The organism is Streptomyces sp. NBC_01716 (genome assembly GCF_036248275.1).
In the GTDB taxonomy this organism is placed as follows: domain Bacteria; phylum Actinomycetota; class Actinomycetes; order Streptomycetales; family Streptomycetaceae; genus Streptomyces.
In genome coordinates this window covers 2,784,742-2,806,001 of sequence record NZ_CP109181.1, presented here as the reverse complement: position 1 = coordinate 2,806,001, position 21,260 = coordinate 2,784,742, and the positions used below count along the sequence as shown (strand labels likewise).

23 protein-coding genes are annotated in these 21,260 nt (G+C 70.2%); 14 read left to right on the top strand and 9 right to left on the bottom strand.

The genetic code is table 11. The features are described 5' to 3' along the window. Positions 1-220 precede the first annotated feature (220 nt). The gene (locus OIE74_RS11980) at positions 221-1,714 is read left to right on the top strand and encodes a histidine kinase N-terminal domain-containing protein (protein ID WP_329392261.1); all 1,494 of its coding nucleotides are present in this window, start codon (positions 221-223) and stop codon (positions 1,712-1,714) included. A gap of 173 nt (positions 1,715-1,887) precedes the next feature. On the opposite strand, the gene OIE74_RS11975 is transcribed toward OIE74_RS11980, so the two are convergent. Both OIE74_RS11975 and OIE74_RS11970 read right to left on the bottom strand, forming a co-directional pair. Next, a complete protein-coding gene (locus tag OIE74_RS11975; RefSeq protein ID WP_004937597.1) occupies positions 1,888-2,145 on the bottom strand; it encodes a WhiB family transcriptional regulator in 258 nt (85 codons plus the stop codon). A 317-nt stretch (positions 2,146-2,462) separates the two neighbouring features. After that, complete coding sequence (locus OIE74_RS11970) at positions 2,463-3,431, bottom strand: diacylglycerol/lipid kinase family protein (protein ID WP_329381783.1); 969 nt, start codon at positions 3,429-3,431, stop codon at positions 2,463-2,465. 103 nt (positions 3,432-3,534) lie between these two features. On the opposite strand from OIE74_RS11970, the gene OIE74_RS11965 reads away from it, so the two are divergent. After that, the gene (locus OIE74_RS11965; RefSeq protein WP_329381780.1) at positions 3,535-3,963 is read left to right on the top strand and encodes a hypothetical protein; all 429 of its coding nucleotides are present in this window, start codon (positions 3,535-3,537) and stop codon (positions 3,961-3,963) included. Positions 3,964-4,038: 75 nt separating this feature from the next. On the opposite strand, the gene OIE74_RS11960 is transcribed toward OIE74_RS11965, so the two are convergent. From OIE74_RS11960 to OIE74_RS11950, 3 genes are all read right to left on the bottom strand, one after another. After that, a complete protein-coding gene (locus OIE74_RS11960; RefSeq protein ID WP_443076089.1) occupies positions 4,039-5,013 on the bottom strand; it encodes an RNA polymerase sigma factor SigF in 975 nt (324 codons plus the stop codon). After that, positions 5,010-5,423, bottom strand: a complete 414-nt coding sequence (locus tag OIE74_RS11955) for an anti-sigma regulatory factor (RefSeq protein ID WP_023538758.1) — start codon at positions 5,421-5,423, stop codon at positions 5,010-5,012. Before OIE74_RS11955 ends, OIE74_RS11960 begins: the two co-directional genes overlap by 4 nt. A 250-nt stretch (positions 5,424-5,673) precedes the next feature. Further along, the gene (locus tag OIE74_RS11950; protein WP_329381774.1) at positions 5,674-5,934 is read right to left on the bottom strand and encodes a UBP-type zinc finger domain-containing protein; all 261 of its coding nucleotides are present in this window, start codon (positions 5,932-5,934) and stop codon (positions 5,674-5,676) included. A gap of 36 nt (positions 5,935-5,970) precedes the next feature. On the opposite strand from OIE74_RS11950, the gene OIE74_RS11945 reads away from it, so the two are divergent. Beyond that, the gene (locus OIE74_RS11945; RefSeq protein WP_329381771.1) at positions 5,971-7,569 is read left to right on the top strand and encodes a Na+/H+ antiporter; all 1,599 of its coding nucleotides are present in this window, start codon (positions 5,971-5,973) and stop codon (positions 7,567-7,569) included. Here the strand turns inward: OIE74_RS11945 and OIE74_RS11940 are convergent. Beyond that, positions 7,548-8,528 carry a 1-aminocyclopropane-1-carboxylate deaminase/D-cysteine desulfhydrase gene (locus OIE74_RS11940; RefSeq protein ID WP_329381768.1) on the bottom strand — a complete coding sequence of 327 codons (981 nt, stop codon included), beginning with the start codon at positions 8,526-8,528 and terminating at the stop codon, positions 7,548-7,550. The two genes, OIE74_RS11945 and OIE74_RS11940, sit on opposite strands and share 22 nt — an antisense overlap. Positions 8,529-8,567: 39 nt before the next feature. Continuing rightward, a complete protein-coding gene (locus OIE74_RS11935) occupies positions 8,568-9,158 on the bottom strand; it encodes an N-acetylmuramoyl-L-alanine amidase (RefSeq protein WP_329381763.1) in 591 nt (196 codons plus the stop codon). A 257-nt stretch (positions 9,159-9,415) separates the two neighbouring features. Between OIE74_RS11935 and OIE74_RS11930 the strand changes: the two genes are divergently transcribed. The 7 genes from OIE74_RS11930 (at position 9,416) to OIE74_RS11900 (ending at position 15,476) form a co-directional block, all read left to right on the top strand. Beyond that, positions 9,416-10,822: a family 2B encapsulin nanocompartment shell protein gene (locus OIE74_RS11930; RefSeq protein ID WP_329381760.1), complete on the top strand. Its 1,407-nt coding sequence runs from the start codon at positions 9,416-9,418 to the stop codon at positions 10,820-10,822. Positions 10,823-10,958: 136 nt separating this feature from the next. Beyond that, positions 10,959-11,999: a family 2 encapsulin nanocompartment cargo protein polyprenyl transferase gene (locus OIE74_RS11925; protein ID WP_329381757.1), complete on the top strand. Its 1,041-nt coding sequence runs from the start codon at positions 10,959-10,961 to the stop codon at positions 11,997-11,999. Positions 12,000-12,485: 486 nt separating this feature from the next. Next, positions 12,486-13,064: a dihydrofolate reductase family protein gene (locus OIE74_RS11920; protein WP_329381754.1), complete on the top strand. Its 579-nt coding sequence runs from the start codon at positions 12,486-12,488 to the stop codon at positions 13,062-13,064. 101 nt (positions 13,065-13,165) lie between these two features. Beyond that, positions 13,166-13,606, top strand: a complete 441-nt coding sequence (locus tag OIE74_RS11915; RefSeq protein ID WP_329381751.1) for a DUF6304 family protein — start codon at positions 13,166-13,168, stop codon at positions 13,604-13,606. 251 nt (positions 13,607-13,857) lie between these two features. Beyond that, on the top strand, positions 13,858-14,064 hold the full coding sequence (locus OIE74_RS11910) for a hypothetical protein (protein ID WP_329381748.1): 207 nt from the start codon (positions 13,858-13,860) through the stop codon (positions 14,062-14,064). Between the two features lie 85 nt (positions 14,065-14,149). Beyond that, on the top strand, positions 14,150-15,115 hold the full coding sequence (locus tag OIE74_RS11905; protein ID WP_329381745.1) for a DUF1648 domain-containing protein: 966 nt from the start codon (positions 14,150-14,152) through the stop codon (positions 15,113-15,115). Between the two features lies 1 nt (position 15,116). Then, the gene (locus OIE74_RS11900) at positions 15,117-15,476 is read left to right on the top strand and encodes a GntR family transcriptional regulator (protein ID WP_329381742.1); all 360 of its coding nucleotides are present in this window, start codon (positions 15,117-15,119) and stop codon (positions 15,474-15,476) included. Positions 15,477-15,638: 162 nt separating this feature from the next. On the opposite strand, the gene snpA is transcribed toward OIE74_RS11900, so the two are convergent. Beyond that, entirely contained in the window at positions 15,639-16,298 is a 660-nt protein-coding gene (snpA, locus tag OIE74_RS11895; RefSeq protein ID WP_329381739.1) for a snapalysin, read from the bottom strand. A 203-nt stretch (positions 16,299-16,501) separates the two neighbouring features. Here snpA and OIE74_RS11890 point away from each other — a divergent pair, with 203 nt between their 5' ends. The 4 genes from OIE74_RS11890 to OIE74_RS11875 all read left to right on the top strand — a co-directional run bounded on the left by OIE74_RS11890 (position 16,502) and on the right by OIE74_RS11875 (position 20,693). After that, entirely contained in the window at positions 16,502-17,551 is a 1,050-nt protein-coding gene (locus OIE74_RS11890; protein WP_329381736.1) for a LysR family transcriptional regulator, read from the top strand. Positions 17,552-17,636: 85 nt separating this feature from the next. Beyond that, on the top strand, positions 17,637-17,987 hold the full coding sequence (locus tag OIE74_RS11885) for an ArsR/SmtB family transcription factor (protein WP_329381733.1): 351 nt from the start codon (positions 17,637-17,639) through the stop codon (positions 17,985-17,987). Beyond that, positions 17,984-18,253, top strand: coding sequence for a hypothetical protein (locus OIE74_RS11880; protein WP_329381730.1), 270 nt, complete (start codon positions 17,984-17,986; stop codon positions 18,251-18,253). The genes OIE74_RS11885 and OIE74_RS11880 overlap by 4 nt, the downstream gene beginning before the upstream one ends. A gap of 136 nt (positions 18,254-18,389) precedes the next feature. Then, positions 18,390-20,693 (top strand): MMPL family transporter, encoded by a 2,304-nt coding sequence (locus OIE74_RS11875; protein ID WP_329381727.1) that lies wholly within the window; start codon positions 18,390-18,392, stop codon positions 20,691-20,693. On the opposite strand, the gene OIE74_RS11870 is transcribed toward OIE74_RS11875, so the two are convergent. After that, complete coding sequence (locus tag OIE74_RS11870; protein ID WP_329392260.1) at positions 20,660-21,238, bottom strand: TetR/AcrR family transcriptional regulator; 579 nt, start codon at positions 21,236-21,238, stop codon at positions 20,660-20,662. The genes OIE74_RS11875 and OIE74_RS11870 overlap by 34 nt on opposite strands. Positions 21,239-21,260: the final 22 nt, after the last annotated feature.

Sequence of the window (21,260 nt, the reverse complement as noted above, 5' to 3'; positions counted from 1 at the left end):
GAAGGCCGTGAGAGAGGTATCGACGCAGTCAGGGCAGAGAGCGCCGGTTACCCCGTTCCGTCCTCCTGTGCGGGGAGGACGGAAGCTTTACCCAAGCATTGTGGACTAGACCATTCCCGTCTGTCCATCGATCGGGGCAGGCATTTTCCAGCCCATCCATGACCACGCCGAACGGGCCGTCCAGGTTCACCCCACGGGTACGCTCGCACTTGTGCCCTCCATGAACGACCTCGTACGCCAGCACACCGCCCTGACCGAGTCCGATCTCGAATGGCTCCATCTGCTGGTCTCGGAGTGGCAGCTGCTCTCCGACCTGTCCTTCGCCGACCTGGTCCTCTGGGTCCCCACCCGCGACGGCGCCCGTTACGTCTCCGTGGCCCAGATGCGTCCCAACACGGGCCCCACGTCCTACCAGGACGACATGGTCGGCCACCTCGTCCCCCGGGGCCGCAGGCCGCTCCTGGACGCCGCGCTGGACGAGGGCCGGATCGTGCGGGAGGGGGACCCGGAGTGGCGCGAGGAGGTCCCGGTGCGGGTCGAGTCCATCCCCGTACGCCGTGAGGGCCGCGTCCTCGGCGTCATCGCCCGCAACACCAACCTCCTCACGGTCCGCACCCCGAGCCGGCTGGAACTCACCTACCTCCAGTCGGCCTCCGATCTCGCGCAGATGATCGCCGCCGGATCGTTTCCCTTCCCCGGCCAGCAGGTCGACATGGACGCCTCGCCCCGTGTCGGCGACGGTCTGATCCGCCTCGACGCCGACGGCCTCGTCCAGTACGCGAGCCCCAACGCCCTCTCCGCGTATCACCGGCTGGGACTCGCGTCCGACCTGGTGGGACACCACCTCGGACAGACCACCGACGAACTGGCCCCGGTGCGGGGCCCGGTGGACGAGGCCCTGGTCAAACTGGCCAGCGGCTACGCCCCGCGCGAGACCGAGGTGGAGAGCACGGGCGGCGTCATCCAGCTGCGCGCCATCCCGCTCAAGCCCAAGGGCGTCCGGATCGGCTCGCTGATCCTGTGCCGGGACGTCACCGAACTGCGGCGGCGTGAGCGCGAGTTGATAACGAAGGACGCCACGATCCGGGAGATCCACCACCGGGTGAAGAACAACCTTCAGACGGTCGCGGCCCTGCTCAGGCTCCAGGCCCGCCGCATGGACTCGGAACAGGGCCGCGAGGCCCTCAACGAGGCGGTGCGGAGGGTCGGTTCCATCGCCATCGTCCATGAGACGCTGTCCCAGAATCTGGACGAACGGGTCGAGTTCGACGAGATCGCGGACCGGGTGCTCTCGATGGTCTCGGAGATCTCACCCGGCAAGACGGTCCGCCGGACGGGCAGGTTCGGCATCCTGGACGCCGAAGTGGCCACGCCGCTCTCCATGGTCCTCACCGAGATCCTGCAGAACGCGCTGGAGCACGCGTTCGCGACGGGAGAGCAGGGCACGGTCGAGGTGCTCGCCGTCCGCGGCGGCGGAAGCGGCCCCAAACGCCCCGGCGACGGCGGCCGTTCGGACGCCCGGCTGCTCATCACCGTCCAGGACGACGGCCGCGGACTGCCCGAGGGCTTCGACCCCCGGCGGGCCGGCAATCTCGGTCTGCAGATCGTACGGACGCTGGTGGAGGGCGAGTTGGGCGGCGGATTCGACATGCTGCCCGGCCAGGAGCGGGGCACGCGCGTGATCCTCGACATCCCGGTGGAGCCGCACAAGTGACCGACTCCTGAACGTCTTTCACAGCAACGAGCCCCGGACCGTGGTGACGGTCCGGGGCTCGGCCTCAAGCTTTTTGACGTTTGCGCATCGGGGGGTACTGCGCGCTGCGGCTCGGGGGCGGGGTTATGCGTACACGCTGTACGCGCCGCCTAGCTCAAGGTCGGTGCGGGGGCTCAGGCGGTCGCGTTACGCGCCCGGTTGCGAGCGGCACGGCGCTTCATCGCGCGGCGCTCGTCCTCGCTGAGGCCACCCCAGACACCCGAGTCCTGACCGGACTCGAGCGCCCACTGCAGGCACTGCTCCATGACGGGGCAGCGACGGCAGACGGCCTTGGCTTCCTCGATCTGCAGCAGCGCAGGACCGGTGTTGCCGATGGGGAAGAAGAGCTCGGGGTCTTCCTCGCGGCAAACGGCGTTGTGACGCCAGTCCATGGCTGCTACCTCTCTGGGTGTTACGTGCGGATTGCTTGTGAATGTGAACGCTTTCACGAATCCCCCCGCAAGGGAAGGGCTGACTCCCAGATGAACTGGTGTCGTCCTGGTTTGAGGAGGGGGTTCCGGAGCTCAGCGGAGGCCGGTGTTGCGGGCCGTCCCGAGCGCCATGTAGAGATTCGCAAACCTCGGCGGCGGATACAACCCCTTCCGGAAAGTTTTTTTTGATTCCTCGGTGTCGACTCGGTCACAGCCGTACTTCCATGGGGTGGAGGCTGGCCTAAACGTTCGAGTGAAAGGACTTTCTCTACTTCCACTCACACAATCACACGCAGTGCACGGCGTACGCCTGTGAACGTCACGCTCGTTCGCAGTCCCAGGTGGTCGCCATCCATCTGGAAGGGCAGAGGGACCTTCGATTGCAAGGTGAAGTCGGTCAGGTCGTGAAGTGAGACCGCGTGCTTGCCGTGCGGCCCCCGTTCGGGGGTCGAATTGAGCAACTGCGTCGCATAACGCGCCACCGCCGGAGTCGACAACTTGCTCAGCCCGAGCACGTCCAGAGCGGTGTCGAACGAGGCGGCCGGAGACGCGTAGAGCGGACGATTGCCCAGGTAGGACCAGGGGGCGGTGTTGCAGACTATCGACAGGACGAGATCGTCGACCGGCTTCTCACCGGGCCGTTCGAGAGTGATCATGCCGCGCCCGCGATGGGGTTCGTCGAGGAACTGCCGTACCACTTGGCGGACATAGAGCGCGTGCGTCGAACGCTTACCGCGCTCCCGCTGCTGTTCGACCCGGCCGACCACTCCCGCGTCGAATCCGAATCCCGCGCAGAAAGTGAACCAGCGCGAAGGAACTGATTCGTCGTCGGTTCCGGGAGTCCCGGCCGCCAGTCCCAGGCCGACAGTGCGTTCGCTGTCGTTACTCAGCGCGTCCAGAATGGCGCCGGTGGCCTCCACGGCGTCATTGGGCAGCCCCAGCGCGCGGGCGAAGACATTCGTCGAACCGCCGGGCACGACCGCGAGCCGTGGCAGTTGGTCGGGGTCGGGGCCGCCGTGCAGAAGGCCGTTGACGACCTCGTTGACCGTGCCGTCGCCGCCCAGGGCCACGACCAGCTCGATGTCGTCGGAGTCGGCCGCGCGCCGCCCGAGATCGCGGGCGTGCCCCCGGTACTCGGTCGTCACGGCCTCCAGCTTCATCTCGCTGGCGAGCGCGTGGATGAGTACGTCGCGTGTGCGGGCACTGGTGGTGGTTGCTGCCGGATTGACCACAAGGAGTGCGCGCATACCGAGGAGATTACCGGCCACGGACCCCTGCCCCCTCCCCGGGCGGTCCGCGCCCCGCCCGGGGGCACGCCGCCCACCGGGCACCGGCCGCTACGCTGCTGGGGTGAGCAGCCCAGACCAGAACACCGCAGACCCGAGCCCGCGACCCGGCCGGCTGACCGCCGCCGCCGTCTGCGCGGGGCTCGAAGCCCTCGCGCTCGTCGCCGGCGGCGGGTACCTGCTCGTGATGGGTCTGCTCGGGCGGCCCGACAGCCCCCGGCAGGCCGAGATGGGCGGTCTCACCCTCATCGCCCTCGGCCTCATCCCGCTGCTCGCCGCCCGCGGACTGCTGCTGCGGCGCGCCTGGAGCCGCGGCCCCGCCGTCGCCACCCAGATCATGGCGCTGCCGGTCGCCTGGACGCTGCTGACCTCCGACGGTGCGCTGATTCCCGCGGGGATCGCGCTCGCGGTGACCGCCGTGTCCGCGCTGGTCCTGCTCGTCAGCCCGACGACCACCGAAGCGCTCGGCATCAGCGGCCCGGACCGCGCGTAGGCCCCGTCCGGGCGATCTTGGCCGGACGCGGCGATCGCCGGACGCTACTGAGCCGGTCCGGCGATCGAGGGCGGTTCACTCCTCCACGAGGAGCTTCTCGCGCAGCTGCGCCAGCGTCCGTGCCAGCAGTCGTGAGACATGCATCTGGGAGATGCCGACCTCCTGCGCGATCTGCGACTGCGTCATGTTGCCGAAGAACCGCAGCAGCAGAATCCGCTTCTCCCGCGGCGGCAGATCCTCCAACAGAGGCTTCAGCGACTCGCGGTACTCGACGCTCTCCAGCGCCTCGTCCTCCGAGCCGAGCGTGTCCGCCACCGCCGGGGACTCGTCGTCCGTGTCGGGCACGTCCAGCGACAGCGTGCTGTACGCGTTGGCAGACTCCAGCCCTTCGAGGACCTCTTCCTCGGAGATGCCGAGACGGTCCGCCAGCTCGTGCACCGTCGGCGAACGCCCGTGCTGCTGCGAGAGCTCGGCTGTCGCCGTCGTCAGCGACAGCCGCAGCTCCTGGAGGCGGCGCGGCACCCGCACCGCCCAGCCCTTGTCACGGAAGTGCCGCTTGATCTCGCCGACGACCGTGGGCGTGGCGTACGTCGAGAACTCGACACCCCGCTCCGGGTCGAACCGGTCCACCGACTTGATCAGGCCGATCGTCGCGACCTGCGTCAGATCGTCCAGCGGCTCGCCGCGGTTGCGGAACCGGCGGGCCAGATGCTCCACGAGCGGCAGATGCATCCGCACCAGCTGATTGCGCAGCAGCGCCCGTTCGGGCGAGTCCTCGGGCAGCTTGCGCAGCTCGATGAACATCGCCCGCGCCCCGCTGCGGTCATGTGGATCGTGTTGCCTGTGCTCGCTCATCGTGGCCGCCCGCTCTGCCTGCGCCTGCTCCGCCCCGGCCGTCTGGCCGTCAGGCCCGTCCACCGGATGGGGCCGGGCCTGCTGCTCCGGAATGCCCGACGGCACGAGCGCCGGATCCGCCGGAACCTCATGCCCATCGCGCGGATCCTGTGGGACCCGCTCCTCGTCACGCACCGGACCGTCCCCGTTCCTCACGCCGGCCCGGGTCCCGCGCCGCGCTGTTTGTACAGGCTGATGGCGACCGTACGGTCATCCGCGACCGTCGCGTCGACCTTGCCCGCGAGCGCCGAGAGCACCGTCCACGCGAACGTGTCCCGCTCCGGTGCGCGCCCGTCGGTCGTCGGTGCCGAGACGGTCACCTCAAGAGAGTCGTCGATCAGCCGGAACACACAGCTGAGGACGGAGCCCGGTACGGCCTGTTGCAGCAGGATCGCGCAGGCCTCGTCGACCGCGATGCGCAGGTCCTCGATCTCGTCGAGGGTGAAGTCCAAGCGCGCTGCCAGTCCGGCCGTGGCCGTACGGAGCACGGACAGGTAGGCACCCGCAGCGGGCAGCCGGACTTCCACGAAGTCCTGGGTCCCGGGCTCGCCTGCGATCTGGGACACCCTCACCTCCAAGGTGGCACAAGCTTCTCAGGGCTCCGGGAAGGGAAACCCGAAGCCTTGCGGTACGTAGTCGGTACGCAGCCGGTCTGGACTGGCGACGCTATCGCGATCCATGGTCCCGTGTCGCAGGGACCCCCGGGCCAGGGCCGAGCTGTCAGTTACTCATAGTAGGCACATGTGCACGGACAGTGGCTAGAGGTGTGCGGCAATCAATTGCGAAGAACGGGCGGATGGTTGACGTACCCAGGCCTCAGACGATCGAACCGTCGACAAAGCACCATCGCCATGTCTCGCCCTCTTCGAAGGTACGCATCACGGGGTGGCCCGTGTCCCTGAAATGCTGCGAGGCGTGTCGGTGTTGCGACGAGTCGCAGCACCCGACGTGTCCGCAGACCAGACAGAGCCGCAGCTGTACGTGGTGGCTTCCCGACTTCAGACACTCCTGGCACGTGTCGTTCAGCGGCACGGTCTCGGGGCGTGGGAGGTCGGCAACGTGCTGGCACTCACTCATGATGGCCAGATTACGACGCAAGTGGAGGACCGTGCGATGGACCCGTTGCAGCTGATCGCCCTGGTGGCGGCGAGCGCGGTGATCGCCGCAGCCGCGAGACGGACGCCCGTGCCGGCTCCGCTGCTGCTCGTCACGGCGGGACTTGGCGCCGCGTACGTGCCGGGCCTGCCCAGCTACGTACTCGACCCGCACATCGTCCTGCCGCTGCTGCTGCCGCCCCTGCTGCACATGGCCGCCGTGGACAGCTCGTACCTGGATCTGCGGGCCAACGCGCGGCCCATCGGTCTGCTCTCCGTCGGCTATGTCCTCTTCGCGACGCTCGCCGTCGGCTATCTCGCGTATCTCTTCATCCCCGACCTGCCGCTGACCGCCGCGCTGGTGCTCGGCGCGGTCATCGCGCCGCCCGACGCCGTGGCCGCCACCGCGATCGCCCGCAAGCTGGGGCTGCCGAGCCGGATAACGACCATCCTTCAGGGCGAGTCGCTCGTGAACGACGCGACGGCGATCACCGCGTTCAAGGTGGCACTCGCCGCGGCCGTCGGAGAGGGGGCGAGCTGGGCAGGCGGGATCGGCGAGTTCGCGCTGGCCTCCTTGGGAGGCATCGGCATCGGCCTCGTACTGATGGTGCCGATCCACTGGCTCCGTACCCACCTCCGTGAGGCGCTGCTCCAGAACACCCTCTCGCTGCTCATCCCCTTCGTCGCCTACGCGGCGGCCGAACAGGTCGGCGCGTCCGGTGTGCTGGCCGTCGTCGTGGTCGGGCTCTACCTCGGACACCGGTCCTGGCAGGTCGACTTCGCGACCCGGCTCCAGGAGGACGCGGTGTGGCGGATGGTCTCCTTCCTCCTGGAGTCCGTCGTCTTCGCGTTGATCGGGCTCCAACTGCCCTATGTACTGGAGGGGCTCGGCTCCTACGGAGCCATGGAGGTGGCCGGCTACGCCGTCGGGGTCTTCGTCACCGTCGTCCTGGTCCGCTACCTCTGGGTCTATCCGGCCACCTTCGTGCCCCGGTGGCTGTCGCGGCGGATCAGGGAGCGGGAACAGGACACCGACTGGAAGGCGCCGCTCATCGTCGGCTGGGCGGGCATGCGCGGCGTCGTGTCACTGGCCATCGCCTTCTCCATCCCACTGACCATGCACGACGGCGATGACTTCCCGGCCCGTAACCTCGTCCTCTTCCTGACGTTCACGACCGTCATCGGCACCCTCGTCATCCAGGGCCTCACCCTGCCCGTACTGATCAGAAAGCTGAAGCTGCCGGGCCGTGACAGTTACGCCGAGACGCTGGCCGAGGCGCAGGCGCAGAGCCGGGCGTCGCTGGCGGCGGAGAGGCGGCTGGACGAACTGCTCTCCGACGAACGCAACGCCCTGGCCGAGCCGCTCGTGGAAAGGCTCCGCACCGTGCTGGAGCGGCGGCGCAACTCCGTGTGGGAACGGCTCGGCACGGTCAACGAGATCACCGGCGAATCCGCCGACCACACCTACCGGCGGCTGTCGCGGGAGATGATCGGGGCCGAACGCGACGTCTTCGTGACGCTGCGCGACGAGCGGCGGATCGACGACGAGATGCTCCGTACGCTGCTGCGCCGGCTGGACCTGGAGGAGGCGGCGGCCTACCGGGAAGAATCCGACTGACGCTCGCTGTCGGGCCGGCCGTCGGCGCCCGGCTCCGGACGTCCGGTGATCACCGCGGCCACCGTGCTGCCCGGCGGGAAGGCGCCCTCCTCGGCGAGGGTGGTCAGCCCGTGGAGTGCCTTGGCCACGTAGAGGCGCTCGACCGGGAGGCCGTGCCGGTCCTCGAAGCCGGCGGCGAAGGCGTCGAGGGCGGGTGTCGTACGGGCGTAGCCGCCGCCGTGGAAGCGTTCGTCGAGACGCCAGTCGCCCCGGGGCCCGCCGAAGGCCGCCAGCTGGAGCGCGCGCACCTCACCGGCCAGGAACCCGCCCCTCAGTACCGGGAAGCCGACGGCGCGCTGCCCGGGGGCGAGACCGGCGGCCAGGCCCGCGAGCGTGCCGCCGGTGCCGCAGGCGACACCCACCACGTCCGCCACGCCGCGCAGCTCGTGCCCCAGGGCCGTACAGCCCCGCGCGGCAAGGGAGTTGCTGCCGCCCTCGGGGACGACGTACACCCGCTCACGGGGCACGGGGAAGCCGTCGGCGGCGGCGGTCACCAGCGCCCTCAGTACGGAGGGCTCCGCCTTGCGGCGGTAGGTCGCCCGGTCGACGAATCGCAGTCGCATGCCGTCGGCCACGCACCGGGCGAGCGACGGATTCAGCGGACGGGCGGCCAGCTCGTCGCCCCGTACGACGCCGACCGTCGCGAAGCCCAGCAGCCGGCCCGCGGCGGCGGTGGCGCGCAGATGGTTGGAGTACGCGCCGCCGAAGGTCAGCAGGACGCGGTGGCCACCGTCGGCGGCGGCCCGCAGGTTGGGTTCGAGTTTCCGCCATTTGTTGCCCGGCAGCGCGGGATGGATCAGATCGTCCCGCTTCAGCAGCAGCCGTACGCCGCGACGGGCGAAGCGCTCGTCCTCGACCGCCCGCAGGGGTGACGGCAGCCGTGGCCGCAGGGCGGCGAGGTCGAGCGCTTCCGGAGTCACACATCCATTGTCGGTCGGGCGATCAACCTGGGGAGTGACCTAACTCAGCCGCTCGTCGATACGACGGCGCAGACCGGCCATGGAGACGCCGCGGGGGTCGATCTTGCCCGGCTGCCACTCCAGGTGGCCGATGACCGAGGGCGCGTTCCACTTGTGGACACGGCAGACGGCAGCCGCCGCGGCCTCCATCGCCTCGACCTGGACGGCGGGCCACGGGTCCTTGCCGTCGCCGAGGTTCTCGCACTCGAAGCCGTAGAAGTGCCTGTTGCCGTCCGTGTTGGCCTCGTTGTCCGGCGGCAGGGCCTTCTCGGCGATCACGGCGCGCAGGACGTCGTCGTCGCCGCTGCCGGCGTGGTTGGCCCGGCCGTAGCCGACCAGATGGACCTTGCCGTCCTTGGCGATGACGCCGTGGCACAGCGGCCCGGGAAGCCCCGCGTAGCCGTCACGGCAGATACGCACGGTGTTCGCGGTGCCCTTGGTGACCGTGTGGTGGATCATCACGCCGTGGACCGGACCCCAGGGCCCGACGTGGTTGCGGTTGTGCGTGCGCCAGTCGCCGACTTCGACGACGGTCAGACCCTCGTCCTTCAGCGCGCGGATGAAACTGCTCGCGGACATGGGTGTGGCCATGTCGCCTCCTTGACGGGTGGATGTGGAGCGTTCTCGTATCGCTGGCTATTCCCCGAACACCGCGGAGTGGACCATCAATTCGCACGCTGTACGAGCGGTTCCGGTCACTTTCGGCCGTGCCTGACCGTCGATGACAGGAACCGCAAATGTGCCCCGACGACCGTGATCCAGTCCCACTCATTTGTGTGATGGCGTGCCGACCGAACGTGGTGAAAGGCTTGTTCACGCAGGTCAGCCCATGATCGAGAGGGAGACTCATGTCGGTTGGTGACGAGGTCCGTACGGTGGAGCCGCCTTCCCAGCAGAGCCTGGGGACGGCTGCGGCGCGGAACCTGGCGACCACCACGAAGTCGGCTCCGCAGATGCAGGAGATCAGCTCGCGGTGGCTGCTGCGGATGCTGCCGTGGGTGCAGGTACAGGGGGGTACGTACCGGGTGAACCGGCGGCTCAGCTATGCCGTCGGAGACGGGCGCGTGACGTTCGTGCAGACGGGCGGCCGGGTGGCGGTGGTCCCGGCGGAGCTGGCCGAGCTGCCGCCGCTGCGTGATTTCGCGGACGAGGAGGTCCTGGCCGAGCTGGCGAACCGCTGCGAGCAGCAGGAGTTCACCGCGGGCCAGACCGTGGCGGCCTCCGGCGCTCCGGCGGACCGGGTGTATCTGCTGGCCCACGGCAAGGTGGAGAAGGTGGGGGAGGGGCCCTACGGGGACGAGACGGTGCTCGGCCTCCTCGCCGACGGGGCGTATTTCGGGGAGCAGGCCCTGGTCGACGGCGAGGCCACCTGGCGGTACACGGCACGTGCGGCGACGGCCTGCACGGTGCTGGTGCTGACCCGGCAGGATGTGCTCAACCTCGCGGAGCGGGCGCAGCCGCTGCGGAGGCATCTGGACGGGCTCGCGTCCATCCCGGAGCAGCGGACCAACAAGTACGGCGAGGCGGCGATCGACCTCTCCGCAGGCCATGTCGGCGAGGCGGTCGTGCCTCATACGTTCGTGGACTACGAGGCGGCGCCGCGGGAGTACGAGCTGAGCGTCGCGCAGACCGTGCTGAAGGTCCACAGCAGGGTCGCCGACCTCTACAACCAGCCGATGAACCAGACCGAGCAGCAGTTGCGGCTCACGGTCGAGGCGCTGCGGGAGCGCCAGGAGTACGAGCTGGTGAACAACGGGGAGTTCGGCCTGCTGAACAACTGCGACTACGGGCAGCGCCTCCAGCCGCACGAGGGCGCGCCCACCCCCGACGACATGGACGAGCTGCTGTCGCGCCGCCGTGGCTCGAAAATGTTCCTCGCGCATCCGCGGGCGATCGCCGCCTTCGGGCGGGAGTGCAACAAGAGGGGGCTCAATCCGGCCACGGTGGAGGTCGCGGGCACCCATGTGCCGGCCTGGCGCGGGGTGCCGATCTTCCCTTGCGACAAGATCCCGGTCTCCGACGCCCGGACGACCTCGATCATCTGTATGCGTACGGGCGAGCCCGAGCAGGGGGTCGTCGGGCTCCAGCAGAGCGGCATCCCGGACGAGATCGAGCCCAGCATGTCGGTCCGGTTCATGGGCATCGACGAACAGGCGATCATCTCCTACCTGGTCACGGCCTACTACTCGGCCGCCATCCTCGTACCGGACGCCCTCGGCGTGCTGGAGAACGTGGAAGTGGGCCGCTGGGGATAGGAGTCCGCCGGGGCGCGGGCGGGGTCGGGGCGTGTTCGCCCGTACGGCCGGGTCCCGCCCGCGCGCCCGCCGGGTCCGGCCAGGACCCGGCTCCCTCCCTGGTCCCCAGTCCGCCGCAGAGGAAGTGACCCCGACCATGACCAGCACGGATGCCGCCACCGATGGCCACGAGGCGGTGGCGCTCCTGGAGCGTTCGCGTAGCGTCGTCCAGCCCGAACTGCGCGCGGCCGTCCAGTCGTTGCCCCCTGCCTTGCGCCGCGTCGCGAGATACCACTTCGGCTGGCAGGAGGCCGACGGCTCACCCGTCGCGGGCGGTGTGGGCAAGGCGATCAGACCTGCCCTGGTCCTCGCGGCGACGCGGGCCCTCGGCGGGGAGCCGCACCGCGCGGTTCCGGCCGCGGTCGCCGTGGAGCTGGCCCACAACTTCACCCTGCTGCACGACGACGTCATCGACGAGGACCCGACGCGCAGGCACCGGCCCACGGCCTGGACGGTCTTCGGCACCACCGACGCGATCATCGTCGGCGACGCCCTGCACGCGCTGGCGCTGCGGCTGCTGGCCGAGGACCGCCATCCGGCCTCGTCCCAGGCCGCCGGGCGGCTCACCGCCTGCATCATCGAGCTCTGCGCCGGACAGCAGACGGACTGCGCGCTGGAGCTGCGCGGGCCCAACGACGTCTCGCTGGACGAGTGTCTGACGATGGCGATGGCCAAGACCGGTGCGCTGCTGGGCACTTCGTGTGCTCTCGGCGCGCTCTACGCGGACGCGGACGACGAGGCGGTGGCCGCGCTCGACGCCTTCGGCCGGGAGGCGGGGCTGGCCTTCCAGCTGATCGACGATCTCATCGGGATCTGGGGCGACCCCGACCGCACCGGCAAGCCGGCCGGTGCCGATCTGGTCGCCCACAAGAAGTCACTGCCGGTTGTGGCCGCGCTGGTCTCGGGGCATCCGGCCGCCGAGGAACTGGCGGATCTCTACCGGCGGCCGATGGACGACGTCGCCGTCGCGCGGGCGGCATCGGCGGTCGAGCGGGCCGGCGGCCGTGACTGGGCGCAGGCCCAGGCGGCCGACCGGATGGCCCGTGCGGTCCACCAACTGTCCCTGGTCGTACCGGATGTGGCGACGGGGGGTGATCTGCTGTCCCTGGCCGAGTACGTCACACGGCGCACCTCCTAGGGCGTGTTTGAGAAGTCCCGTCTGGCCCACGACGCCTGGCACGCGCGCTCGCTGCGTTGTCGGAGTCATCCAAGTACGTCCGGTCCATCTACGGGGCTGATCCTCCGCCTTGCGATCGCACGCACCAGACGCCGTGGGCCCCGCCCGATGGGCGGACGACGCTACTTCTCAAACACGCCCTAAAGCGTGTTGCAGAACGACAGAACGATCTCCCGCGGACTCTTCGCGACGCATGCCAAGACGGTGGAAACGGGGGTGCAATCGGGCAGTCGATCTTGCCGCGGGTGGCTGGATCTGAGCGTGATCGCGGTTCTGCAACACGCTTTAGGGCCATGCACGGACCCCCTCTTCGGCGGGAGAAAGGAGCTTGCCTAACCACTACGTGTGAAGCACTATGGGTGAAGTGGTCAGGTCGCGCGCTCCGGACGGACTCCGGGGTGCGCAGGCCGGCACACCTTCTGTCACCCATCGCAAAAGAGGACCGGCTTGCGCAAGCTCACGTATTTCATCGCCGCGTCGATCGACGGCTTCATCGGCGACCCGAGCGGTGAGGCGGACTTCTTCACCCGCTTCGTCGACGAGGAGTTCTTCGACTTCCTCAAGGAGGAGTATCCGGAGACACTGCCGACCCCGGGCCGTCAGCCGCTCGGTATCGACCACCTGGCGAACAAGCGGTTCGACACGGTCATCCAGGGCAGGCGTTCGTACGCCGTGGCCCTGGACATGGGCATCACCAGTCCGTACGCGCACCTGCGCCAGCTCGTGGCCTCGCGGACGCTCACCGGCACCGACCCCGCGGTGGAGATCGTCTCCGGGGATGTCGCCGCCAGGGTCAGGGAGCTGAAGAAGGAGGACGGTCTCGGGATCTACCTCTGCGGCGGCGCGAACCTCGCCGCCCAACTGATCGACGAGGTGGACGAGTTGGTCGTCAAGTCGTACCCGCTCATCCTCGGCTCCGGAATGCCCATGTTCGGCACGCCGTTCGCCCAGGCCGAGTTCGCCCTGGAATCCAACCGCACCTTCGGCAACGGAGTGGTCGTCAGGACGTACGGCCGTGAGCGGTGAAGCGGCGAAGCGGATGAACACGGCGAATCCGGGTGGCCGGGAAATGCTCAAGCGGTGACCCACGCGGCGGCGGAGCGTCCCGTACCGCTACAGTCCGCGCCATGACAGCGGAGTCGACGGAGTCATGGGCGGGTTGGTATCGGGACCGCCGCGGTGCGGAACCCATCGCGATCATCGCGGACGGACGGCAAGTCCGCACCCGCATAAGGGGAGTTGCTTACGAGGGGGCGGATTTCTCCGTGCTCGAAGCCACGGAGGCGGGCGGGGTGCTGTCCTCCTGCGTGCTGGAGTGGGACATACCCATGCCCGTGAACGCGGGCGGCACGGTCCAACAGGCCACGCTCAGCTGCCTGCTGACGCTCGGTGAGCGCCCGTCGGGCTCGCCGTCGGGCCGCGCCGAGCTGAGCCTCACGCTCCGCTGCGGCGGTGCGGCGTACGAGTCGGGCATCCTCGGCGCGGGCTTCCGCGACGCCCTGGACCGGATCAAGCGACAGCTCCCGGACGACACGGAGTTCGGAAGCAAGATCCTGGTGAACGCCTGACCGTCGCCGTGGCGGCCGTAACTCATGGGCCGAGGAAGCCCCGTACGAGCCGCCCCGCGGTCCCGTGACCTGGGTCAGAACCGCGATGTGCTCGCCGAGCATGGCCTGGGTGCCCTCGGTGTGTGCACCGGGCCCGGGGAAACGGTGTTCACGCGCACACCCGAGGGGCGCACCGCAGGTGGCCGATCGGGGCAGGCTCGCGGGCCGCGCCGGAGCCGACGATCACGGTCGAACCGTGCCCCCGCCCGGCCATGCCCGGAGCCAGGGCACCCACTGACCAGGATGTCCACGGCACCGGCCTCGGCGGCCAGGCGCAGGGTGTCGTCGGCGCCGCTGAGGCGTGCCTCGTCGCCGGCCTTGTCCCCGAGGACGCGCGGCAGCTGCGCACCCTGCTCGCCCACGTCGCGCAGACCGCGCAACGCGAGGTGGCGGCCACCTCCGACGAAGCGAACTGCTGACAGCCGAGGACCACTCTCCCTCCTGCCTGGGCGGTTGCTTTCTGCCCGGTTCATTGTTCTAGTAGTATGCGAACAAGGAGGTTTTATGAACCAGGCTCGTCTGCGCCTCGCGACCGTCACCGTCGCTCCGTTCGTGCTGGCGCTCGCCGTCCATCTGGCCGTTCTCCTCGTCGTCGGGGACCGGCTCCCCGACTCGCTCGCCACCCATTTCGACCTCTCCGGCGACGCCGACCGCGATCCCATGTCCCGCACCGCGGCCCTCGTCGGCGGTGCGCTGCTCCTTGTCGGGGTCGGCGCCCTGTGGGCCGTGTCGGCGCTCGGCAGCCCGCTCAGCCCGCGTGGCGCGCGGCGGCTGATGGCGGGAGGCTGGGGACTCTCCGGGTTTCTGGGGTACGCGCTGACCGCGACGCTTTTCGCCAACCTCGACGCGACCGACAGCTCCGCCGTCCGCTTCCCGCTGTGGCAGCTCGCCGTCGCCGCCGCGGTCGCTGTGGCGGCGGCCGGCGTGGGCCTGCTGCTCTCCCGCTTCGTCCCCGATTCCGCGCACGAACCCGCCGGGGACGACAGCACGGCCAGGATCGACCTGAAGGACGGCGAGATGGCCGGCTGGTCCCGGCGTACGGGCTCCGGCTCGCTGCTCGCGGTGGGGCTCGGGACGCTGGTCGCCGGGGTGTTCGTCGCGGTCGCCGTCAGCTGGCGGTACGGTCCTTTCGTGTTCGTCATCGGCCTGCTGGCCCTGTGTTTCGCCTCCGCGCGCGTGTCGGTCGACCGGCACGGACTCACCGTCGACATGGGCGCGCTGTCCTGGCCCCGGGTGCGGGTGCCACTGGACCACGTCGACACGGCGAGCAGCCGCCGGATCAACGCCGTCGCCGACTTCGGAGGATGGGGCTACCGGGTCCGCCACCGGCGCACCGGCTTCGTGCTGCGCTCGGGGGAGGCGATCGTCGTACGCCGCACCGACGGCCGGGAGTTCGCCGTCACAGTGGACGATTCGGCGACGGCGGCCGCGCTGCTCAACACGCTCGCCGAACGGCGGAGGAGGATCTGACGTGCTCTTCCGGGTGGACCCGGCGTCCTCGGTGCCGCTGGGCGACCAGATCGCGGGGTCGGTGCGCGGCGCCATCGCCGACGGCACGGTGAACCCCGGCGACCGCCTCCCGGCGGCGCGGGCGCTGGCCGACTCGCTCGGCGTCAACGTCCATACGGTGCTGCGTGGTTACCAGCGGCTGCGGGAGGAGGGCCTGATCGAACTCCGCAGGGGCCGGGGCGCCGTGGTGGTGCCGGGACCGGTCTCGCCGGGCCGCGCCCAGCTGCTGGAGCGGGTCCGTGAAGTGGTCGCCGAGGCACGCGAGTTGGGGATGTCGGAGGAGGACCTGGTGGCCATGGTCCGGCTCAGCCTGACGACCTGACGGCCCGCCACTGTCCCGAAACCCAGGGCCTGTTGTCACGCGAGGGTGGTGAAACGCACTCCGGGCGCACCGGTACTCGACGTTGAGTACCGGCACGCCCGGCAGGTGCCCGATCCGGTGGGGGGTTCGCGATCTGCCGATCAGCGGCGGATCAGCGACGGATCAGGAGGCCTTGGCCAGCGCGGCCGCGAAGCCGTTCGCCCAGAGGCTGTTGACCTGGCTGCGCTCGGCGGCGTCCGGCTGCGAGTTGGTGCAGGACGGGCCGGGGCCGCCGCCCGACATCAGCTTGCTGCAGGGGGCCGTGTAGTTGTCCGGGAGGCCGAGCACGTGCCCGGTCTCGTGGGCGGTCACGCGGGTGGAGTCGTACACCTGGTTCTGCGCGTAGTCCAGGAAGATGAAGCCGCGGCCGTGCCCGTCGGTGCTCGCGTACGAGCCGCGCGGGTCGTTGCCCTCTTCGTAGGTGAAGTCGGCGTTGCCGCCCTGCTGAAGCTGAACGTTGGACACCGCGCTGTTCCAGATCTGGGTGCTGCTGGCTATCTGGCCGGCGAACGACGGGGCGCCGGAGGCGTCGTAGACGACGGTGACGGCACGGGCGCCGGGGTTGGCGGCGCGCTTCTCGGCGACCGACTTCATGACGGCCTGGTAGAAGGCCTTGGTCGCGGCGGCGTCTTCCTGCGAGCCCTCGTAAGCGGCGTACGAGGACGCGGTGGTGGGCGCGGCGCTGGTGGGGTCAGCGGCGGCGGCCGGGGTGGCCGTGAGGGCGGTCGCGAAGGCGAGGGACAGGCCGGCTATCGCGGAGAAGGCCGTCTTGGGGTATCTCATGTGGGGGGCTCCTACTCGTCCGATGAACGGGTTCGGTAGGGAGAGTGTCGTGCCTCACACGGCGCTGTGGATGATGCCGAAGGGCGATAGCACCAGAGCATCACCCCCCCCGAGTCGGCTCGCCCAATTTTCTTCGAATGGCAGCCAATTGCCGCCTTTTGGGTCCCTGGCGTGAGGCAAAAGGCGGGCCTACTCTTCGGTACATGGAGCTGGAGGTCAGGCATCTACGCGCGCTGTGCGCCATAGCCGACGCGGGAAGTCTCCACAAAGCGGCCCGGCAGCTCGGCATGAGCCAGCCGTCCCTGACGACGCAGCTGCGGCGCATCGAGAACTCGCTCGGCGCCGAGCTGTTCTCCCGTGAACGCACCGGCTGCCGCCCGACGTTGCTCGGTCACTCCGTGCTCAGCCGCGCGCGTCCCCTGGTCGCAGGAATGGCCGCGCTCGTCAGCGAGGCGAGAGCCGCCGCCGACCGCTCCGCCGGACCCCGGCTGCGCATCGGCTCGACCGCGAGCCGCGCCCTGGCGGGCTGGCTGCGCCGACTGCGCGAGCGGCTGCCGGGCACGGACATCTCGCTCCAGATGGACGTCTCGGCGAACGCGCTGCTGCGCCAAGTCGCCGCCGGCGGGCTCGATGTGGCCTTCGTGCACGAGGTGGAGGGCTGTCCGCTGCGGGTGCCGCCGGGGCTCGACCGGCGTGTACTGGTCGAGCGGGAGCCGCAGTTCATCTCGCTGGCCCGGGATCATCCGGCGGCGGGACGGCAGATCGTCGAGCTGGCCGACCTCGCCGGCGACCGGTGGATGATCGACCCGACCGTGGACGGCGAGTGGGACGGTCTGCGACGCGTCCTGGGCGAGGCCGGGCTCAACCCGCCAGTCCTGCACGGGGATTACCTCACCGCGGCGTCGCTGATCGCGGTCGGCGAGGCGATAGCGCCCTGCCAGCCGACCTCGGTCCCGCGCGAGGACATGGTCGTACGGCCGCTGCGGGACGACCCCTTGGGGGTACGGCTGCTGCTGTTCTCGCGGCCGGGGGCGTACGAGGGCGCGGGTATCGCGGACCCGGGCGGCGACGGCGACAGCGACAGTGGCGGCGACGGCGACAGTGGCGATGACGGTCCCGGCGACGGCCCCGGCGGCGCCGAGGTGTACACGGACCTGGAAGCGGCCTACCGCGAGGCGGCGTTGCAGGCCGTCGTGTACCGCCAGTGGCTGATGCGCAACAAGAGTCCTCTGCTTCACGCGCCCGCGGCCTGAGCCGGGCAATTCCCTCTGTCGCGACCGAGGTTAGTAATCCGCGCTGGCACCTGCTAACTTTTCTTTGCATGTGCAGGAGGCGGCTATGAGCCCACCCGTGCCCACGGGCGACGAACTGGTGCGCGTGCTGGCGACGCTCTCCAACCCCCACCGGCTGCGTGTCGTCGCGGCACTCGCCGGGGGACGCAACTACGTCAGCCGGCTGGCCAGGGAGCTGGACATCAGCAGAGCGCTGCTCCAGGTCCATCTCAAGAAGCTCGAAGCGGCGGGTCTGGTGACCTCGCGGCTGGAGCTGTCGGAGGACGGGAAAGCCATGAAGTTCTACGAGGTGAACGCGTTCGCGGTGCGGCTGACGCCGCAGGACATCGTGACCGCCGTGCAGACGCTGAGCGACCAGAAGAAGGACGAGACAGACGAGAGGGGAGCCGCCCGGTGAACGAACACGAGTGGCAGGAAGTCATAGGGGCGATCGGGTTGTTCGCGCTCCTGTTGATCGTGGTGTCGCTGACCCTGTGGCACTTCACCCTCGGCCGCCGGGGCAGGGAGGCCAGGGCCGAGAGGAACGAGTACCGGCGGCTCGCCGCCGACGCGGTTCAGGGCCAGCAGCGTACGGAGCGGCAACTCGCCGATCTCGGCAGGCAGCTCACCGATCTGCAGAGCCGTACCGGATCGCTGGAACGGATCCTCAAGGACGTCGAGTAGTCGCCGCGTCCGGGACGCGGACAGAACACCCCGGGGCGTCGAGCTGCAACTCGACGCCCCGGGCACAGAAGGACGCTCCACCTCGCCGTACGGCGGGCTCCACGGATACGACCCTCCGGATGAAGGAGAGCAGCTCATGCTGCGCCGAATCAAGTCAGAACACGAACGCGGTGAACGCGACGGACGTGCCGAAGGCGGTGAACGCGCTGAACGCGCCGCAGGGCGGGCGGGACGTACCGGGCTCGTCGAGTCCGTCGCCGGCTGGTCCGCCGGACACCGCACGGCGGCCATCGCCGGCTGGCTGCTCCTGGTCGTGGCGGCCGTCCTGTCCACCTCTCTCCTGCCCGGCGCGCAGGCCAGGGCCACCGACCCGGGTGAGGCGGGCCGGGGCCAGCGGATGGTCTCCGAACTAAACGCCGGTGACTCGATACGCGAGAACGTGATGATCCGGCCCCGCGCGGGCACGGCACCCGCGGCCGGGCGCGCCGCCACCGAGGACCTGGTCACGGCCCTGCGCGCCATGCCCTCAGCCGTACGGGACGTCGGCTCGCCGCTCGGCGCGCACGGCGGTCGCTGGGTCTCCGATGACGGCACGGCCGACCTCGTGACCTTTGAAGTCCTCGGTCCCGACGCCGAGTTCGAGGCCCACTACGAGGCCGCGGGCGCGGCCGTGCGGAAGGTGGCGCGGGAACACACAGAGGCGCGCGTCGACCAGGCCGGCGACTCCAGCCTCTCCTCGGCGGTCGACGACGGCATCAAGGACGACATGCAGCGCGCCGAGACCACCTCGCTGCCGCTCACCGTCGTCATCCTGCTGGTCGTCTTCGGCTCGCTGATCGCCGGCGGAATCCCGCTGCTGCTGGCGGCGACCGCCGTCGCGGGCGCGTTCGGGCTGCTGGACACGCTCGGCAGGTGGGTGCCGTTCAACAGCGCCGCCTCCGCGATCGTGCTGCTCATCGGCATGGCCGTCGGCATCGACTACTCGCTGTTCTATCTGCGCCGTATCCGGGAGGAACGCGCGGCCGGGCACCCGGTCCGGGAGGCGCTGCGCATCGCGTCGCGCACCTCGGGCCACGCGGTCGTGGTGTCCGGTCTGACCGTGATGGTGTGTATGACGGGCCTGCTCTTCACCGGGGTCGATGTGTTCAAGGGGCTCACCCTCGGGACCGTCCTGGTGGTCGGTCTGGCGGTACTCGGGTCGGTTACGGTGCTGCCCGCGCTCGTGGCCGCCCTGGGCGACCGCGTCGATTTGGGCAGGATTCCGTGGCTGGGGCGGCGCCGGACGGCGGCGGGGCGCTCGCGGATCTGGACGGCCGTGGCCGGGAAGGTCGTACGCCGTCCCCTGCTCACCGGCGGTACGGCGGCGCTGCTCCTCGCCTTGATGGCCCTGCCGGCGTTCGGGATGCATCTCCAGGACGCCACGCAGATCCAGAGCCTGCCGCGCGGCGTCTCGGCGGCGGCCGACGCGGGCGCCCGTATGCAGCGGGTGTTCCCCGGGGCGGCCACCCCGGCGCGTGTGGTGGTGTCGGACGACAGCCCCGAGGTGCGGGCGGCGGTCGACGCGCTGCACGAGCGGGCCGCGCGGAGCGACGGGGCGCTGCGCGAGCCGATCACGACGGCGCCGGTCGGCGGCGCGCTGGTGGTACGGGTGCCGCTGGCCGGGGCAGGTACGGACGCGGAGTCCGGGCGGGCCCTGGAGTACCTGCGCGAGCGGGCGCTGCCCGCGACGGTGGGGGCGGTGAAGGGGGCCGAGGTCGCGGTCGCGGGCCGGACCGCCATGCCGTACGACTTCACCCGGCAGGTGACGGCGCGGACGCCGCTGGTCTTCGCCTTCGTCCTCGTCCTGGCCTTCGTCCTGCTGGCCGTCGCCTTCCGCTCGCTCGCCCTGCCGCTTGTGTCGATCGCGCTCAATCTGCTGTCGATCGGGGCGGCGTACGGGGTGCTGGCCGCGGTCTTCCAGGGAGGCCGGCTGGAGTCGCTGCTCGGCTTCAACGCCTATGGGGGCGTGGTGAGTTGGCTGCCGCTGTTCATGTTCGTGATCCTTTTCGGGCTGAGCATGGACTACCACATCTTCATCCTCAGCCGGATCCGCGAACGGTGGGCCGGTTCGCGGGGCCCGGACGGCGGGCGCGAGGCGATCGTCGGCGGCATCGCGGCGAGCGCGGGCGTCGTGACCAGCGCCGCCGCCATCATGGTCGGCGTCTTCTCGGTGTTCACGACGCTGTCCGCGATCGAGTACAAGATGCTCGGTACGGGGATGGCGGTGGCGATCCTCATCGACGCGACGGTGGTACGCGGCGTACTGCTCCCGGCGGCGCTCGCGCTGCTGGGGGACCGGGCGTGGACGTTTCCGGGGCGTGCGGGGAGTTCGGACCGTCACGACGCAGACCGTTACGACTCGGACCGTCAGGAGTACGGCCCGAGCGCGGCCCGCGCCTGATCGCGGGCGAGCCCGAGCGCGTCGGGGAAGATCCCCAGGCCATGGGCGACGAGCGCTCCCTCGTGAAGGAGCATCAGCGTGCGGGCGAGGCGGTCGGCCGTCTCCGACGGGGCCGCCTCCCCCGGCGCCGTGATCTCCCGCGCGAGGAACGTGAACAGCTCCAGCATCCATGCCTTCTGGCCGGCGATAACCGCGTACGCAGGATGCCCCGGGTCGTCGATCTCGGCGTGCGCGTTGACCATGGCACAGCCCCGTGAGCTGTTCGCTTCCGCCCAGGCGCGCGAGGCGTCGAAGACCGCGAGGACGTGCTCGGCGGGTGACGGGGGCGCGGCGGCCAGCCGCTCGTCCAGGAAGGCGCGCCAGCGCTCGTCGCGGCCGGCCAGATACTCGACGACGATCTGCTCCTTCGAGCCGAACCGGTCGTAGAGCGTCTTCTTGGTGACCCCGGCCTCGGCGGCGATGAGGTCGACACCGACGGCGTGGATGCCGTGCTCGTAGAACAGCCGGGACGCGGCGTCGAGCGCGCGTCGCGCGCCGGGAGTCACGACGATCCGGTGCGGCGGGCGC